The sequence below is a fragment of the Pseudomonas sp. SJZ078 genome (assembly GCF_007828255.1).
Lineage (GTDB): Bacteria > Pseudomonadota > Gammaproteobacteria > Pseudomonadales > Pseudomonadaceae > Aquipseudomonas.
The window spans coordinates 42834-59198 of sequence record NZ_VIUG01000009.1 but is presented as its reverse complement, the minus strand read 5'-3'; the positions used below and the strand labels follow the sequence as shown (position 1 = coordinate 59198).

The 16365-nt window shown below is 48.2% G+C and carries 14 protein-coding genes and 1 pseudogene; 1 reads left to right on the top strand and 14 read right to left on the bottom strand.

What is annotated here, in order from left to right; genetic code table 11:
* Positions 1-9: 9 nt before the first annotated feature.
* The gene (locus FBY02_RS10855; RefSeq protein WP_144927149.1) at positions 10-2004 is read right to left on the bottom strand and encodes a nucleoside-diphosphate sugar epimerase/dehydratase; all 1995 of its coding nucleotides are present in this window, start codon (positions 2002-2004) and stop codon (positions 10-12) included.
* Positions 2005-2167: 163 nt separating this feature from the next.
* Positions 2168-2489: pseudogene (locus tag FBY02_RS10850) on the bottom strand (glycosyl transferase); the annotation flags it as partial.
* 369 nt (positions 2490-2858) lie between these two features.
* Here FBY02_RS10850 and FBY02_RS10845 point away from each other — a divergent pair.
* Positions 2859-3497, top strand: a complete 639-nt coding sequence (locus FBY02_RS10845) for a hypothetical protein (RefSeq protein WP_144927146.1) — start codon at positions 2859-2861, stop codon at positions 3495-3497.
* Between the two features lie 308 nt (positions 3498-3805).
* On the opposite strand, the gene FBY02_RS10840 is transcribed toward FBY02_RS10845, so the two are convergent.
* The 12 genes from FBY02_RS10840 to FBY02_RS10785 form a co-directional block, all read right to left on the bottom strand.
* Complete coding sequence (locus tag FBY02_RS10840; RefSeq protein ID WP_144927143.1) at positions 3806-4984, bottom strand: DegT/DnrJ/EryC1/StrS aminotransferase family protein; 1179 nt, start codon at positions 4982-4984, stop codon at positions 3806-3808.
* A gap of 80 nt (positions 4985-5064) precedes the next feature.
* Positions 5065-5685, bottom strand: coding sequence for an acetyltransferase (locus tag FBY02_RS10835; protein WP_144927141.1), 621 nt, complete (start codon positions 5683-5685; stop codon positions 5065-5067).
* Complete coding sequence (locus FBY02_RS10830; protein ID WP_144927138.1) at positions 5685-6275, bottom strand: sugar transferase; 591 nt, start codon at positions 6273-6275, stop codon at positions 5685-5687. The genes FBY02_RS10835 and FBY02_RS10830 overlap by 1 nt, the downstream gene beginning before the upstream one ends.
* The gene (locus FBY02_RS10825) at positions 6272-7498 is read right to left on the bottom strand and encodes a glycosyltransferase family 4 protein (protein WP_144927135.1); all 1227 of its coding nucleotides are present in this window, start codon (positions 7496-7498) and stop codon (positions 6272-6274) included. The genes FBY02_RS10830 and FBY02_RS10825 overlap by 4 nt, the downstream gene beginning before the upstream one ends.
* Positions 7495-8586, bottom strand: a complete 1092-nt coding sequence (gene wecB / locus FBY02_RS10820; protein WP_144927132.1) for a non-hydrolyzing UDP-N-acetylglucosamine 2-epimerase — start codon at positions 8584-8586, stop codon at positions 7495-7497. The genes FBY02_RS10825 and wecB overlap by 4 nt, the downstream gene beginning before the upstream one ends.
* A complete protein-coding gene (locus FBY02_RS10815) occupies positions 8583-9698 on the bottom strand; it encodes a glycosyltransferase family 4 protein (protein WP_306085248.1) in 1116 nt (371 codons plus the stop codon). Before FBY02_RS10815 ends, wecB begins: the two co-directional genes overlap by 4 nt.
* Positions 9699-9722: 24 nt before the next feature.
* The gene (locus FBY02_RS10810; protein WP_144927126.1) at positions 9723-10856 is read right to left on the bottom strand and encodes an N-acetyl sugar amidotransferase; all 1134 of its coding nucleotides are present in this window, start codon (positions 10854-10856) and stop codon (positions 9723-9725) included.
* Positions 10857-10864: 8 nt separating this feature from the next.
* A complete protein-coding gene (locus FBY02_RS10805) occupies positions 10865-12463 on the bottom strand; it encodes a D-glucuronyl C5-epimerase family protein (protein ID WP_144927123.1) in 1599 nt (532 codons plus the stop codon).
* Positions 12460-13212: an AglZ/HisF2 family acetamidino modification protein gene (locus tag FBY02_RS10800; protein WP_047701577.1), complete on the bottom strand. Its 753-nt coding sequence runs from the start codon at positions 13210-13212 to the stop codon at positions 12460-12462. Before FBY02_RS10800 ends, FBY02_RS10805 begins: the two co-directional genes overlap by 4 nt.
* On the bottom strand, positions 13209-13820 hold the full coding sequence (gene hisH, locus FBY02_RS10795) for an imidazole glycerol phosphate synthase subunit HisH (protein ID WP_144927120.1): 612 nt from the start codon (positions 13818-13820) through the stop codon (positions 13209-13211). Before hisH ends, FBY02_RS10800 begins: the two co-directional genes overlap by 4 nt.
* Positions 13817-15052, bottom strand: coding sequence for an oligosaccharide flippase family protein (locus FBY02_RS10790; protein ID WP_144927117.1), 1236 nt, complete (start codon positions 15050-15052; stop codon positions 13817-13819). Before FBY02_RS10790 ends, hisH begins: the two co-directional genes overlap by 4 nt.
* The gene (locus FBY02_RS10785) at positions 15042-16364 is read right to left on the bottom strand and encodes a polymerase (protein WP_144927114.1); all 1323 of its coding nucleotides are present in this window, start codon (positions 16362-16364) and stop codon (positions 15042-15044) included. The genes FBY02_RS10790 and FBY02_RS10785 overlap by 11 nt, the downstream gene beginning before the upstream one ends.
* Position 16365 lies beyond the last annotated feature (1 nt).

Here is a 16365-nt window from a genome sequence, read left to right as displayed (position 1 = left end):
ATGTAATAATCAGGGCTCAAGACGCCGTTGCTGATAGATCCAGTCAACAATCTCCCCGTCTGGGGCATACCCGCTGACGGTATCCCGAAGCAATTGGCGGACCCGGGTGTAGTCATCGTGTTCAATCGCAGCCAGCAGCTCAGCCAGCTTGGTCTTGAGCACATCCCAGGGAAGATGATCTTCGTTGGCACTCATGATCATTGGATGCGGGGTAGCAACGACGTTGTCACCAATCAACAACTCTTCATAAAGCTTCTCACCGGGCCGCAGGCCTGTGAATTTGATTGAAATGTCACCGTGAGGATTCCTCTCCGAGCGGACACTCAAGCCAGACAGGTGAATCATTTTCTCCGCCAGTTCGACAATTCTTACCGGTTCGCCCATGTCGAGAACGAACACATCGCCACCCAATCCCATCGAACCTGCCTGAATAACCAGTTGTGCGGCCTCGGGGATGGTCATGAAATAACGCGTGATCTTCGGATGGGTAACGGTCAACGGCCCGCCGGATTTGATTTGTTTATGGAACAAGGGAATAACCGAACCGGACGATCCCAACACGTTGCCGAACCGGACCATAGTAAAACGAGTCTTGTTGACTCGAGACACATTGGCATTATCACCGAACAACACGGGCGCCAGCTCACGGCTAAGGGCTTGCAACGTCAACTCCGCGAGCCGCTTGGTACTGCCCATCACGTTGGTGGGGCGCACGGCTTTATCAGTAGAGATCAGGACGAAGTTCGATACACCCGCCTGCAATGCAGCCTGAGCGGTGTTCAGCGTCCCAATCACATTATTCAAGACCCCCTCGGCAATATTATGCTCGACCATGGGGACATGTTTATAAGCAGCAGCGTGATAGACCGTATCGACATTCCAAGTCTTCATCACATCCAACAATTTAGCCTGATCCCGTACCGAACCCAGTATGGGCAGTAAACGAACAGATAAGGACTCCCGGGTAGTTCGTGGTTCAAGTTCGGACAAGATGCTGTAAAGGTTGAACTCGCTATGGTCATACAATAAAAGCGTGGTGGGCTTGAGCGCCAGGATCTGCCGACACAGTTCCGAGCCAATTGATCCCCCCGCCCCGGTGACCAGAACCGACTGCCCAGTGATGCAATGCTCGAGCAAATCAGGTTGCGCAGGTACCGGGTCACGCCCGAGCAAGTCCGCAATATCTACTTCCTGGATATCATCAACCTTGACCCGGCCACTGGCCAGGTCCATGAAACCCGGGACGCTACGTACATGCAGTGGAAATCTTTCGAGCAAGGTCAAGATCTCCCGACGACGACCACGGGACGACGAAGGTATCGCCAATAGGATTTCCTGCGCCCCCGTTGTATCGATCATCTTTTGAATCTGCTTGGGTTCGTAGACCTGAAGCCCGGCGATTACACGATCTGCGATGCTGCTGTCATCGTCAATGAACGCGACTGGCCGCATTACCCGCCCCATGCGCAACGCGGCCACCAGTTGGTTTCCCGCGGCTCCAGCGCCATAAATAGCTACCTTAGGCAAGCCGTCGTCACGGTTGGCAAACGGGACATGTTGGGCTGCAGTGAACCAGTCTCCCAGGAAATACTGCCGCATCATCAGCCGCAGACCGCCAATCATGATCAGGCTCAACCACCAGTAATTGAAGATGATCGAGCGAGGTACGACCGTCTTATGGTTGCTGTACCAATACACCACCAGGGCCAGCAGCAAGGCAGAAAGGCTGACCGCTTTACAGATGGTGATCAATGCGTCGTTGCCGAAGTAACGCATGACGGCGCGGTACATGCCGAAGCGGATGAAAATTGGAATGGCGATCAGCGGGGCAGATGCAAAAAGCCAAAGGTGCGTTTCGACCGGAGTGGCCAATGCCTCGACTCCGAGACGAACGACAAACGCGAGCCATAGCGCAACCCAGACCAGAATTACGTCTGTAGCCACCTGAATCGCCCGTTTATGGCGTCTTGGCAATCCCAGCAACGCTGTTCTTAATTTACCCATAAATCCTTCATGCACCTCGGCCAGCTCCTAAACCCAATCGATCCCGATAGACGCGGCACTGTCATCGACCGTTGGACAACCTATAAACAGAAAACGCGAATTTTTACCTTTAAATCAAGCCTTCTCAAGCGCGCCAGCACGAGATGCCGACGGCCAGCAGTACCTAAGGCACGTAGGCAATGATTAAAGCCAACATTCTATCCACATTCCACAATACGACACATGCCGCCAACGGCAACAACCAGAACATATTAATCGACACCACCGCCAGCGTCACCGGCAGATGCCGACCATATTGGTGGGAGGCAGACTGATAAGCATAGGGTTCGATGAGGCTCGTAGATTTCTTTTCGCAGCAGCAGTCGTAATAAGGTAACGGTTGCATCGACAATAAGGACACCTAGCAGAATCAACCAGACCCAAAGCAGCCTCGATGACTCCCGAGCCGTCTGTAGCGACAGCAGGCTCAGGAGAATGCCGACGAACGGGATCAATAACCCCACCTTTCCCAGCGTAAGACTTCGGTTTACCGTAGGATCTCTGATATGCAGTTCCACGGCAGTAACGACTCGTAAGTTCTCCACTTCTATTTGTCGTTGTTCTAAATACCCGATGAACAGTGCCAATGATTTTCCATGACAACAATTAATACCCTCAAGCATAAAATGACCAAGCATTGTGCTGGCGAGCCGCAACGCGTATAATGTCAAAACAATATCAACCACCATATGCATTATACATAAGGATCCAAACACTTCAAACACCAGACTTATAAAATCAAGCTTACACTGGACGGAAACTTTAAAATTTATTTAATAGTTATTGCTTTTCCATACTGCGGAGAAAGTTGAAGAATGACGGCGGCAAGTTTTTCTAAAGACGAAATTTCATTGCGTGATTTTTTTTGTTTTCTGGCTCCGCAGATACGAACCATTATATTGATTTTCGTTGTGATATTTGCCATAGGCCTTGGCTATGCGATTACCAGACCGACGTTGCACATGAGCATTGCGAACGTAGCGATAGGCGATAGCTTAAACGTGGATTCTAGCGCTTCCAACCTACTAGAAAGTCCAGAAACGATGATGTATAAATACGCTCAACTCGCCACAATAGACCCTATAAAGAAAACCAATATCGTTGAGGTCTCGACTGTTGCAGCGAATCGCGAAGAGTCAATTAAAAAACTTAAGCTCGCTATCAATGAGATAACCTCGACGCAGAACCATCTCTATCAACAGCAAGAAATAAAATTTATTAAATACTTAGATTTGTTAGAAATGGCAGATACGAAAGAAATAAAAATCCTAAGCATGTTGCAAAATGCATCCCGCTCGTCAATGACCTATTCGTCAGAGATTACAACCACTGAGCTTCCTTACAGCGGTAACATGTATAAAATATTGCTTGGCACCACGCTCACCGCTCTTTTCGTAGCGTTGGTCATTGGCGCAATTAAAGAATGGATTAGGCGGTTAGGTGAAACAGCTTGATTAGATGCCCGGCGAAACATACATAAGCCACTTTTTCGTTTTTTAGAGGCTACCTCCGTTGTCTGACGATCAGCGTCGCGCCTTTGCTGCGGATAGTTCCCCCGGTCATCCAGCGTATGTCTCGCACCTCATCAACAGCCGCTCCGGGCTTATATTGCCACCGAAATGTAAGCGGCTGCCAAACTCACCTCGCGTAGGATCAGACCGGCCCCTTCCCACTCTATGTATTCGTCCCTCCTGACAAAAGACAGACAAATTGAACTTGGGCGGTATCAAATGTTTCCATGCGCTAGATACCACCCAGGATTTCATTTTCCAGCGGCGTCGCGCATGACCATTGTCAAGACTTCGCAAGTCTTGGCTATTTCGGCGTCCGTCAGCGTAGGATGAACCAGGAACATCAGGCTTGTTTCTCCAAGTCGCGCTGCCACTGGCAAGCTCTCTTCGGGTCGCCAGGGCGTATTGTCGAAAGCCTTCTCCAGATAGACCTCTGAACATGAGCCCGAAAAGCAAGGGACGCCGCGAGCGCTGATCTCGTTAAGAATCCGGTCCCGATCCCAACCTTCTGCGAGTTGATCCGGCTCTACGAAGACATAACACTTATACGCCGCATGCACGCTGTCACTGGGAGTCTCGGGAACACGCAAGCCATGCAAAGCCTTGGCGCAATCCCAGATACGGCGAGCGTTAGCCACCCGCGACTGGTGCCATTGAGGCATCCGTTTCAGCTGAATCCTGCCAATTCCGCCTTGTACCTCCAGCATTCTCCAGTTGGTGCCAAAGCTCTCGTGCAGCCAACGGAATCCTGGGGCATGCTGTCGCTCGTACACGGCTTCCCAGCTCTTTCCATGATCCTTGAACGACCACATCATGGCCCAAAGTTCACGATCATTCGTCGTAACCATGCCACCTTCACCGGCAGTAGTCATGATCTTGTCCTGACAGAACGACCAGGCACCAATATGGCCTATCGACCCGATCGCCCTGCCTTTGTATCGGGCACCATGCGCCTGTGCACAGTCCTCAATTACTCGGATCCCGTGCTCAGTCGCCAAGGCCATGATGGGGTCCATATCACAAGGCCATCCGGCAAGGTGAACGCAGATGATGGCTTTGGTACGAGGAGACAGGACTGCCTTGATGGTTGACGCATCAATATTCTGCGAATCCGCATTTACATCCGCGAACACAGGGATGGCACCGGCATTAACGATGCTTGAAACAGAGGCCAAAAAGGTTCGGGAAGTCACAATTACTTCATCACCAGCGCCAATACCCAGCGCCTGTAGGGCCAAGTCGAGCGCTACCGTACCATTGGCCACTGCGACCGCATAATCAGTCTCGGCCCAATCGGCAAACTCTCGCTCAAATTGGCGGCACTCCTCCCCGGTCCAATAATTTACCTTGTTGGACAGAATGATATCGCGAGCACAGTTTGCCTCTTCTTCAGAGAAAGATGGCCATGGAGAAAAGGGGGTATTCAACATTGAACTAATCCTGATTCATCAAACTGGCGAGAATGCATATGGCTACAAAGTCTACCGTCGCATGGCCAAAATTGGTGGAATTATTTTAGAACCCGCGCCGGAACGCCAACCACTGTCATACCTTCTGCCACATCTGCCACGACAGCAGCCCCGGCCCCCACTACCCCGGCGGCACCGATGGTCAGCATTTGCTTTACGCACGCGCCTATACCTACCCAGCTGCGATCTCCTGCCACGACCCCACCGGCGAGCCTGGCACCAGGGCTGATATGAACGAAATCACCTAGAACGCAGTCGTGATCGACACTACACCCTGTATTCAGAATCCCACCCAGCCCCACTCTGGCACCGGCATTGAGAACAGCTCCAGCAAATATCACGGTACCCGCCCCTACCGTCGCGTAGCAGCTGACATAAGCGGAAGGATGGATCAGCGTCAGTAAAATAGCGCCACGCTGAGTGAGTGCAGCCTGCTTGGTCTGGCGAACAGCATTATTACCAATAGCTACAATTATCCCGTCAAACTCACGAACTCGCTCAAGCAACTGGTTGCAAGTACCAATCACAGCCCAAACGCCAATACTAGTGACGGAAGGCCATGCATCATCGAAGAAAGTAATATCCTCCCACCCGCAATATTCAGCGGTATCGGCGACCACTTTCCCATGCCCACTTGCACCAAGGATTGCAAGTTTTTTCATTACTTATTGCCCGTGAACTTTGACATAGTGGCCTCTCCACTAGCGCTAATACCATCCTTCTTCATAACTTTCTTAACCGTCAACGCGATGATTTGCAGATCTAGCCAAAAAGAACGATTTTCCACATACCAGACATCCAGTTCGAACTTCTCCGGCCAGCTTAAAGCGTTTCGCCCATTGATCTGTGCCCAACCGGTAACGCCTGGCCTTACCCTATGCCGAAGGTATTGTCGCTCGTTATAGAGCGGAAGATACTCCATCAACAGCGGTCTAGGTCCTACGAGGCTCATGTCGCCTTTAAGTACGTTCCACAGCTCCGGCAATTCGTCCAGACTGCTGGAACGTAGGAAACTACCGAACGGGGTCATACGCTGTGCATCGGGCAGCGGAACATTATTGTGGTCGTAAGCATCACGCATGGTGCGGAATTTAATCATCTCAAAAGGCTTACCCTCACGTCCGGGGCGAACCTGCCGGAATAACACGGGCCCTCCCAGCTTGTGCTTTATCAATATTGCCACGACTACTATAACCGGTGACAAAATGATCAAGCCCATAAGGGCTCCGGCAAAATCAACGACTCTCTTCATCTGCTGGTCTCACAAGCTTCATTCAAACAACGCGCCAAACTTCCTGCAAGCTTGTCGAAACCATGCTCGACTTCTACGTAGTGCCTTCCCGCATTCCCCAGGGCCGCTCGCTCGGCGCTCGTCAGGCTCGACAACCTGGCGACCGCGTCGGCTAGCGCCTTGGGGTTGCCTGGCTCAACCGTAAATCCAGAACCAGAATCTTCGATGGGGTTGTTGCCCGCATCACAGCAGAACAGAACCGGACGCTGGCCAGCCATGAAATCAAACAATTTGTTTGAACTGATTCCGTATTTGAACACTGGAGCATTAATCAGGTTGAAAACAAACGCGTCCGCCTGCGCGGCCAACGCCGGTATCTCGCACTTGGGAACAGGGTCTTCAAAACTGACGCGTTTGAGGCCCAGCTCTCCAGCCAAGGCAATCAATTCGGCCTTGCACGGGCCATTGCCAATAATCCGTAGCTGAACATGCGACATTTCGGGATTTTCTTCGATGATATGTTGCGCACGTAGAACATTATCCAATCCATTGGCCGGACCATGAGCCCCGAAATACATAAGCGTGAACTCATCTCCGGCCACCTTATCCTCCGGGCGAGGAAAATCCTGGAGATCGACGCCGTTGGGAATCCAGGCGATCTTCTGCGCATCAATGCCCATAGGCACTATGTATTCATGCGCCTTTGGCAGCAGTACTACAATCCGCTTCGCGCGCTTATAAAGCCACTTCTCCAATACACGAAGCGTCCGAGCGATCATGCTGTTGCGCTCTAACCGCCCCATATCGATCAGCGTTTCCGGCCACAGATCCCGCACTTCGAAAACGAAAGGTACTCTATATCGCCACGCAAGCACTGCCCCAGCGGCTGCCGCAAATGGATGAACACTCGAGCCAATGATGACGTCGGGCGTCTTCAATGCAGTAAGCTTACCGGGCTTAACAACCTGCCAGGTGTACTCCAGCATATTACGCATACGCGCAGTACCATTGCCCTCATATTCCGATGTTTTCAACCACAGGAAGGGAACGCCGCCATACTGATCAAGCCTGGCGGACTCCGAAACCGCAAGACGTTGCCGACCAGACTGGTGCTCTACACTGGCCGCGACAATCGAAGCCTTCCAACCATGCGCAGGCAAATTTTTCGCCAACTGGTAATGACGAGTACCGCCAGCCCCTCCTGGCTCCTGCGCGTAGTGGTTGAGGATCCAGACATTCTTCATTCAGCGAGGTCCTCAACAAGGCGGCGTACGATCAGCTCGGCTGCGTTGCCTTGACCATATGGCTGGACTGTCTGGCCTTTGCTGCCCAAGGCTTGACGAACGGCAGCTGCCACCTCTTGCGAAGACCTCGGCGAAACCAATCGATTCCATCCGGCTTCGACCAATTCGACCCACTCGGTTTCATCTCGTAGCGTGACACATGGAACTCCGTAAAAGAATGCCTCTTTTTGAACACCCCCTGAATCGGTGGCGATGAGTGCTGCATGCTTCTCAAGCTGCACCATATCCAGATAACCGACTGGATCAATAAGGTGCAGATTCTCAGGCATACCCTCCAACTGCCCGCGCTTCTGCAGAACCGCTCTCGTCCGCGGATGCATTGGCCACACGATCGGCAAATCGGCAGACAGGTCGCGGAAGGCCTCGACAATCGCGGTAAGTCGTGAAGGATCATCGGTGTTCTCAGCGCGATGAACTGTTGCAAGTACAAAGTCGGCTTCCTTGAGGCCAAGCTTGGCCATTACGCGCCCGCTGGAGTCAACACGCTCGCCATGGAACTTTGCGACGTCGTACATGACGTCTCCGACGGGAATGATACTGGCGGCCCCCACGCCCTCTTCTTTCAGATGCTTCGCAGCGGTTGCAGTAGGAGTAAACATCCAACGTGAAACCCTGTCGGTCAGAATCCGATTCACTTCCTCAGGCATCGCCATGTTAAAAGAGCGCAGTCCTGCTTCAACATGGGCAACCGGTATATGCAATTTGACCGCAGCTAATGCACCAGCCAATGTGGAATTAGTATCGCCATATACCAATACTACATCAGGGCGCTCTTGCAGTAGAACCTTCTCTACTTCAATCAACATCCTGCCGGTCATGTCGCCATGGCCGCCACCGTGGATATCCAACTGATAAGCTGGCGTTTTCATGCCTAACTCATCGAAGAAAACATCGGACATATTCGAATCGAAATGCTGTCCTGTATGAACAACGACCTCCTGGACCGCTGGCAAAGTGGAAATGAAGTGGGACACAACACTCGCCTTAATAAACTGAGGACGAGCACCCAAAACTGTTAAGATCTTCATTTTTTTACCTTTTTCGAAAGTTGTTCATAACAAGCCAAAAGTTTTTTTGACTCGATATCCCAATTGTACTGTACGCTTACTGCTTTCCGACCATTCTCACCAAGAAGACGTGCGCGCTCTGGGTCTTTGGCCAAAGCATCAATGGCATGCGCAATTGAGCGCGGATCCATTGGATCAACCAATATACCGCAATTACTGCCATCTATTATCTGACGCCATAGAGGAAAGTCCGACGCAATTACAGGTATCCCCGCAGACATATACTCGAACATTTTATTAGGCTGGGCATCAATGTGATTGGGTAACGGGTGAAAGGTTACCAGACCAGCCAAAGATCGAGACAGAACATCTCTTACATGCGATCGCTCGAGTTGGCCTAGCTGATTAACGGAAGCCCAACCTTCGAGTTCCTGCACCCGTTGTTCGACATGAGCCTCGCTGAAGCGCCCAACCAGATTGAGACGCACGCCCTCTGAAACGTGGCTGAAGGCATCAACGACTTGTGAGATACCACGAATATTTGCGATACCACCCACATAACATACTTCTTTTTTTTTCTCTTCCCAAGAAACAGCTGCGTCCAACTCGCCAATCATTGGGAAGTTATTTATATCGATACTAGCCGAATTGATACGTAAAAATTTATCGCGAATAAAAGGTGTCGCCGCAAAGATAAAATCCAAATTACGACACGCAAAGCGCTCATACACAAAAAAAGCAACAGATATGCACCTCATAAGAAACGGGTGCAAATAAGGCTTACTTAAAAGTTGCTTAGGAACATCCTCATGAGAATCAAAAACGACAACCTTCCCTGCCTTTTTTAATTTCACACCCACCGGGAGCAACTCTGGGTCATGAAACTGATATATATCCGCATCAAGCGACAGTGCTTTAGTAAAAACATCACCCGTAATTTTGAATATCCGTTGCAACCTGCCTCTAGGCTTACCGACATCCAATATCTGGATCCCGTTTACCTGCTCATCACCTTTACCATCTGCAACGATCAACGTGACATCATAACCAGCACTTGCAAGCGTACGACATTCTTTTTGAAAAATTCGAATATCGTATCGAGAATGCACCGACGTCAAGTGAACTACTTTCATCATATAAACCTATGCAAATGGCTCTCAGGAATAGATTCGAAGCTTTCTACCCATCAGCTTCTGGAGCAATCCTTGCGCACGTTTGGCAAAACGCTGCAAACCATCCCAGTTTTTGAAGTCGGAGTAGTCGTGTATTGGCACATTCATCAGCTCGTCGAATTGAGACCGCGAGATCCTGATCTTCTTGCAGAAGTATTCGATATCAGCTTCTAACTCCTCAGGGTCGTAGAGTGGCTCAGCAAGCTTTATCAGAGCAGTTTCACGAGTCAATTGACCTGATAAAATCATACTGGAGTAATGAATTTTTCGTTTATCATAGCCAAACCTGGTTGGTAGATAATAATTCTGGAAGAGCTTAGTAAAAATAGATTCGCCATGTTTACGAGCGTAGGAGCGATATCCTATTGTATCTCGCAAATAAACTTCCGCCTCGGCCTTATTATAATTCATATAATTCAACGGACGAACAGTCCGCATTCCCTTAACGAAGGGGTACCAAAAATAATATTCAAAAAAGCTAATGGTCTTGTAATCATTCAACGCGCGCTCTCCATAAATTTTATGTATTGCGCGCAAATTAATCGCATCCATAGCGCTACCGTGCCATGTTTCTGGGAAAACCGCCTCGGTCGCCAGATTTCCGCCGCTAAGAATATATTTAATATTATTCTTAACTGCAAAATGATACATACTTGAAAAAAAGGCATGATCTTGAGGTACATCCTGATTCGCGACAGCTGCACGCATGTACGCTAACTGCAGATCCCGAACCTCTTCCCAGTTCATAACATGGGTATGCAAATCATAACCGCAATATTTTATTATCTTTTCGATATTACTAACCGCGAGCTCGCTATTCCATCCAGCATCGACATGTACTACAAGCGGACGCAAGCCATAGTCTTTGACTTTAAGAGCCAAATAGGAGCTATCAACACCACCACTCAAGCCAATAATACAATCATACTCTTTACCGGCACCGTCTTTTTTTATCTGCGCAACGATATTCTCAAGCCGTTGAGCGCCCGAACCATCGGAAAATAGCTGCTGACTCTGAACCTCATCAAACTTACGACAGTGATTGCAAACGCCATGATCATCAAAAACGATCTGGGAGTCTGACGTATCCATTACACACCGGGAGCATACTTGAGTCATTACACACCTCAATAGAATTCATTAATCACGGAGATCGCTTGATCGAATTTCACCCTGTAATATGATGCTTCGGGAATTTTCTCAAACGTTACGCTTCGGTCGTTGACAGGCAGGCGTGAAAGCTGCTTCCAGGATATCAGATCATTCGAATACTCAAGCTCCAAACTGGCAACACCTGAAACATCGGCTCTCTTAACGTCAATATGCAGAACTTCTTTTTTCACCTCACTTTTCGGGATCAGGAGCCAGCCTGCGCAACGTACCGGAATTCCGGTAGAGTGATCACCATCAGAAAGTTTTTTTAGTGAAACAGAGTAATTACACCTATCAACTATATATTTCTCCGGATTCGCCTTAAACACGGCCACTCCATCCAAAGCCACATTCCGATTACCGTTATCAGAAAGTATGTCAAATTTAATATAGCGAGCGGTCACAAGATAAGTAAAAGGCACAACAAACCGATCATCGGCATTCCCAACGACCTTCGCAACTTTTTGCCAATTTTCATTATCCTTGGAGATAGAAACAGTATAGTCTCTGGGAGAACCCTTGACCGAATGCCCCAATAAGCCGACACTCTTAATAGCCTCTAAGGCTTGTAAATCAATTATTACTGAAACCGGGAATATCGAAGACGACCAGTAGTTATTGCCAAACCTAAGATCCATCTTATCTGGTCCGTGGGTGGCTACATTGGTAGAGGCGCTCGCAGTGACAACCCCATAATTGAGTTCATAGGATTGAAACCTAAGAGCCTCTTTCAAGAACGAACTGTCATTCGAAATTTCATAAAGCCAAAGCATCTGCATGACATGAATGCCATTGTAGTCACCTCGACCAGCATAGCTGCGGTGCCCATTATGGTTAGCCGAGCTGTAATATGATATGAAACCGGCGTCATAGTCTTGAAGTGCATCTCTAACAGCCTTCACACCACCTTCAAGCAGCTTTTTTGCTTCGCCGCTGTTAGTATAATGAGCGAAATCATAAACACCCGCTAACGCAAAAATATGACCATTCAAGACTTTGTAAGAGGGGCTACTATGGTAAGCAACCTCCTCCAGCCAAATACCACCATTCTCGAGATGTGTAGACATACCGCCTTTGTCGACCGATAGCGCAAGTTTATCAAGTACTTTATTCGCAAACTCTAGGTACTTTTTTTCACCACTCAGCTTGTGAGCTCTTGCCAATACGCCAAGTACTCGATCGCTGGTCATGGCCGACCACCACCCCAAAGGCGCATCATAATAGGTATTTTCAAATGGAAATGCCCAATAATAGCCGGCCTTATCCTCTACGGCACTTTCTAGTAGATAATTCACCTGTTTAAAGAATAGTGCCCTCTTCGATGAATCACCATTTAAAATTTCCCGATAAAGAATATTAGCAAAATTCGCCACAAAAGTCGGATTTCGGTAGTCCCCTAAGTTATTGTAACGGTGGCCATATGAGAAATACAGTACCCCATCCTTGCCGACACCGTAGCCGTTCGCGCTTGAAAAATTTTCGGATGTATCGAAAGCGGTGAATGCATGAACACCGATGTCTTTTCCAAAAGCGCTGCTAAAGAAAAACAACAACAACAACAAAATATATTTCACTTACTGTCCTTGTTAATATCTGGATAGCTAATCAAGACTGCCCTGTGTTTTCCGTGAAATACAAAAAGACTACCTGCCGATACAGCAGAAACTTCGCAGTTGTTGAATACAGCAAGCAAATCATCTGTAGACCCGGCACCACCGCAGGCCACGACAGGTACATGTACACTATTAACCACATTTGAAATCAGCGAGAGATCGTAACCCTTTTGTGTTCCGTCGCGGTCAATAGAATTCAGGAATATCTCTCCTACCCCAGCCTGCTCTAAAGCTTTCGCCCACTCCACGGGAGACTTCTTGATATCCCGAGATCCGTTGTGAGTGCACACTGAATACCCACCCAAAAGTCCCTTTTTGCAGTCGATTGAACCTACTACGCTTTGCGAACCATATTGCGCTGCAATGCTGCTGATCAGAGACAGGCCATCTGCTGAAGCCGAATTTATAGCAACTTTTTCAACACCCAAGGCAAAAAGCTTTTGTGCGTGCTCTAGCTTGGTGATACCTCCACCATAACAAATTGGCATAAAGCATTCACTCGCGATCTCCGCCACAAGCTCAAAGTCCGGATCACGCTTCGCCTTCGTAGCGCTTATATCCAGAAGAACTAATTCATCAACCTCTTTTTCGTTGAAGATCCTAATTGCATTAATAGGATCTCCAACATATTTCGGATCCTTGAACTTTACCGTCTTAACCAACCCACGATCCTGCAAAAGCAAACAAGGAATAACACGTTTCCTAATCATTGCTCGAGACCTACAAAATTTTTGAATAGCTGCATACCAAACTTGTGGCTCTTTTCGGGATGAAATTGAAACCCGAATATATTTTCCCTCATTACTCCAGCAGTAAACTCCTGGTCATAGTTAGCAATCAATAAAGTATCGCTTTCGACCTTGGGCTGCATGTAATAGCTATGAACAAAATAGAATCGACTCTGCTCGTTCAGCCCATTCAAAATGGGATGATCGGCTCTGGGCTGAACCTCATTCCAACCCATGTGTGGAACCTTGCGCCCTTTTCGCTTTTCGAAGCGCACGATATCCATATCAATCCAACCCAAACCTTTCTCCTGACCTTCCTCGGAACCGCATCCCAGCATTTGCGAGCCCAAGCAGATGCCCATGACAGGCTTTCGAACGGTTAACGCTTGTTCATTCAGTACATCGATCAAACCACTTTCACGTAGACAGCGCATTCCGGCATCGAACGCTCCCACACCAGGAAGGATTAGTTTATCCGCTTTTTCCAAATCACTCGGCAAATTTGATGCTTTGGCTTTGGCGCCAACTTTTTTGAGCATATTGAGTACAGAAGCAATGTTACCTACACCGTAATCAACAACGACGATCATTGCGATTCTCCTTTCGCCGCACGATAGGATATCCAAAAATATATCATATACATCACCGCATATCCGATTGAATAGGACCACAGAGCCGAATCAATTTCCTGGGAGAACGTGAAGCATAGCCAAGTAAACAAAAGCAGACCTATCTGCCATAACAAGTCCAGCTTCTGCTTTTGCGCAATATAAATTGTATAACTTAGCGGACTTACGACAAACCTCATGAAAAATAGAGGAATCAGTAGTACCGCGTAACGCCCTGACTCTACCCACTCCTGACCAAAGAGCAAACCAAAAATCCACTCGCCCACTAGTGCAAAAATTCCAAACGGAACTATAGCGAGTGATGCTAACACGAAGAACGTCTTCAAGAATATTCGATAACAATTCCCTTGCACTCTAAAATCACGTGCTGCCTGCTCTTTGAAAACATCAAGCACCGAAGCTGCCAATAGAGAAATAGGCGCGCCCATCATTTTTAAAGTCAACGCAAACCAACCCGCTGCCTCGCTTCCAAACCGAGCAGCAATAAATATAACCGGAAGCTGACTCGCTGCTGTGTTCAAAAGATCAGCAGTAAGCGAGAATTTTGGAAAGTTCTTATGCCGACATGCCATCTCCTTCACAGACAGCCAACTCGAGCTAATACTCCCCCTTAGCCAAGTAATGTTAATCCAGAGCAACGAAAGGCCCGTCGCTGTAATAACTCCGATTACTTGGCCGTGAATTAGACCCGAAACGCCCTGAGAAAAGTAGGCAGCAATAACTTGCGCAACCGCAATACACGCCGCAAGACTGATTCGAGAGATGCCAAGCTTATTGAATGCTTGCTGATAGGTCAGCAACGACAATACGACCTTATTCATCCCTATGCCAAAAATCACAGCAACAAGCGACACCCAGAATATAGAAATCACAGGTGGCAAGTTATAGAAAACGCCATCCCACAACATCGCAGTACCAACGATCCCCAACGAGCTCAATACTGCAATAATGAAGATAAGTTTAAGTATAGCCTGAATATCAGGCGCTCCATTGCAATTAAAAATCGCCATTTCATAACGACCTGTAATAGCAACTGCGGCTATTGTAGCAAATGATAGCCAGACACTAAATTCACCGAGATCGGCAGGGGTGTACAGGCGAACAAGAAGGAGCATGACTCCCATTGTGATGAGCTGAGCTCCGATAGTGCCCATTAAGACACGAGCTATACGCCCCAAGAAACTAGCGCTCATTGAATTTGCTTCCCCCGAAGGTAAAAGGCACGGAGACAAGTACAATGAACCCTAGCATCAAGAAAACACCGGACCCCATCAACACAGTCAAAAGTGACTGCTCTAGGATCTTTGTCGCAAAGAGAAGCGCAACAGGGATAGTGAGGAAGGCGACATAGCGCATGTACAACAAATTCAACAATAGCACAACCCCACCCACAAACAGGGACTCAACGGCGACCCCGACATACTTAGCCTGCAAATAAGCGATAGCGAAAAAATTTACGTTGGCATTCAAGTTCGGATTATCGAAAACTTCTTGCCCAATTCGAAAAGTCAATGGTTCCGACTTCGCCACGCCCATTATAGAACTAAGCAGGGTATCACTATAGAAATTATAACCAAACAATAAAACAAAATTATCCACAGCCCCTAACAACGTTGAGGGGACGATGAAAGCACGACGCACGAAATAGTCGTTTAGATACGAATAACCAAACACCTCAAACTCCAGCGCCCCCGCCATCAAAAATATAACTGCACCGGACAATAGCCAAGAAATCTTTACATTGCCGTAGCGCCTAAAGTACTGCATGAGAAAATAGATAAGCAGTAGTACCATAAAAGGATATTTCTGGCCAAACGCCCCCCACAATACAAAGGCATTTGCCAAACCTAGTAGTATGTATATATGCGATTTCCGGTAGACACCCCAAGCAAAAAGCACAGGGAAAAATGCCTGCGTGCCTATGGATGCGAGATACCCCCCCCCCGAGCCAGCTTGGAATACATCGCGCGCCAGGGCTCTTCGTACGTACTGATCAGGAAAACTAAAAGAAAAATAACTTGCACTTTTAAAAAAAATAAAAAAAAGGACCAGAATATTGGCAAACGCTAGAATCGCCAAACATTTTCGACTTAGTGCATCACTTTGCCTACTTTGACTTTCGTAAAATCTAATTTTATTCGCTAAAGCGATTATCACCACCCCAAACATTACACCCAGTGACACCCCTTCCCATGGCTTCGTATCGGGTGAAAAGTTGTTTGCGGCATTTAGAACAAGAGCATGGGGTACTACCACGAGAAAAAGTAGACAGACAATAAGATCTCCAGGCCTTTCCACGCGCCCTCCACACAGCAACGCACATATCGAAGCCAGAACTGCCAGGTAAACTATCAGCCCGAAATCGATATGCTTTGCTGCCGCCCCCATGTACTCATGAAGTATATAAACATAGCTATTGTTCACCCATACCAAAGTCAGGAAATAGGCGAAAAACAGCAAAGCATTCAACAATACCGACCTATCGAGACGAGCTGATAAATACATA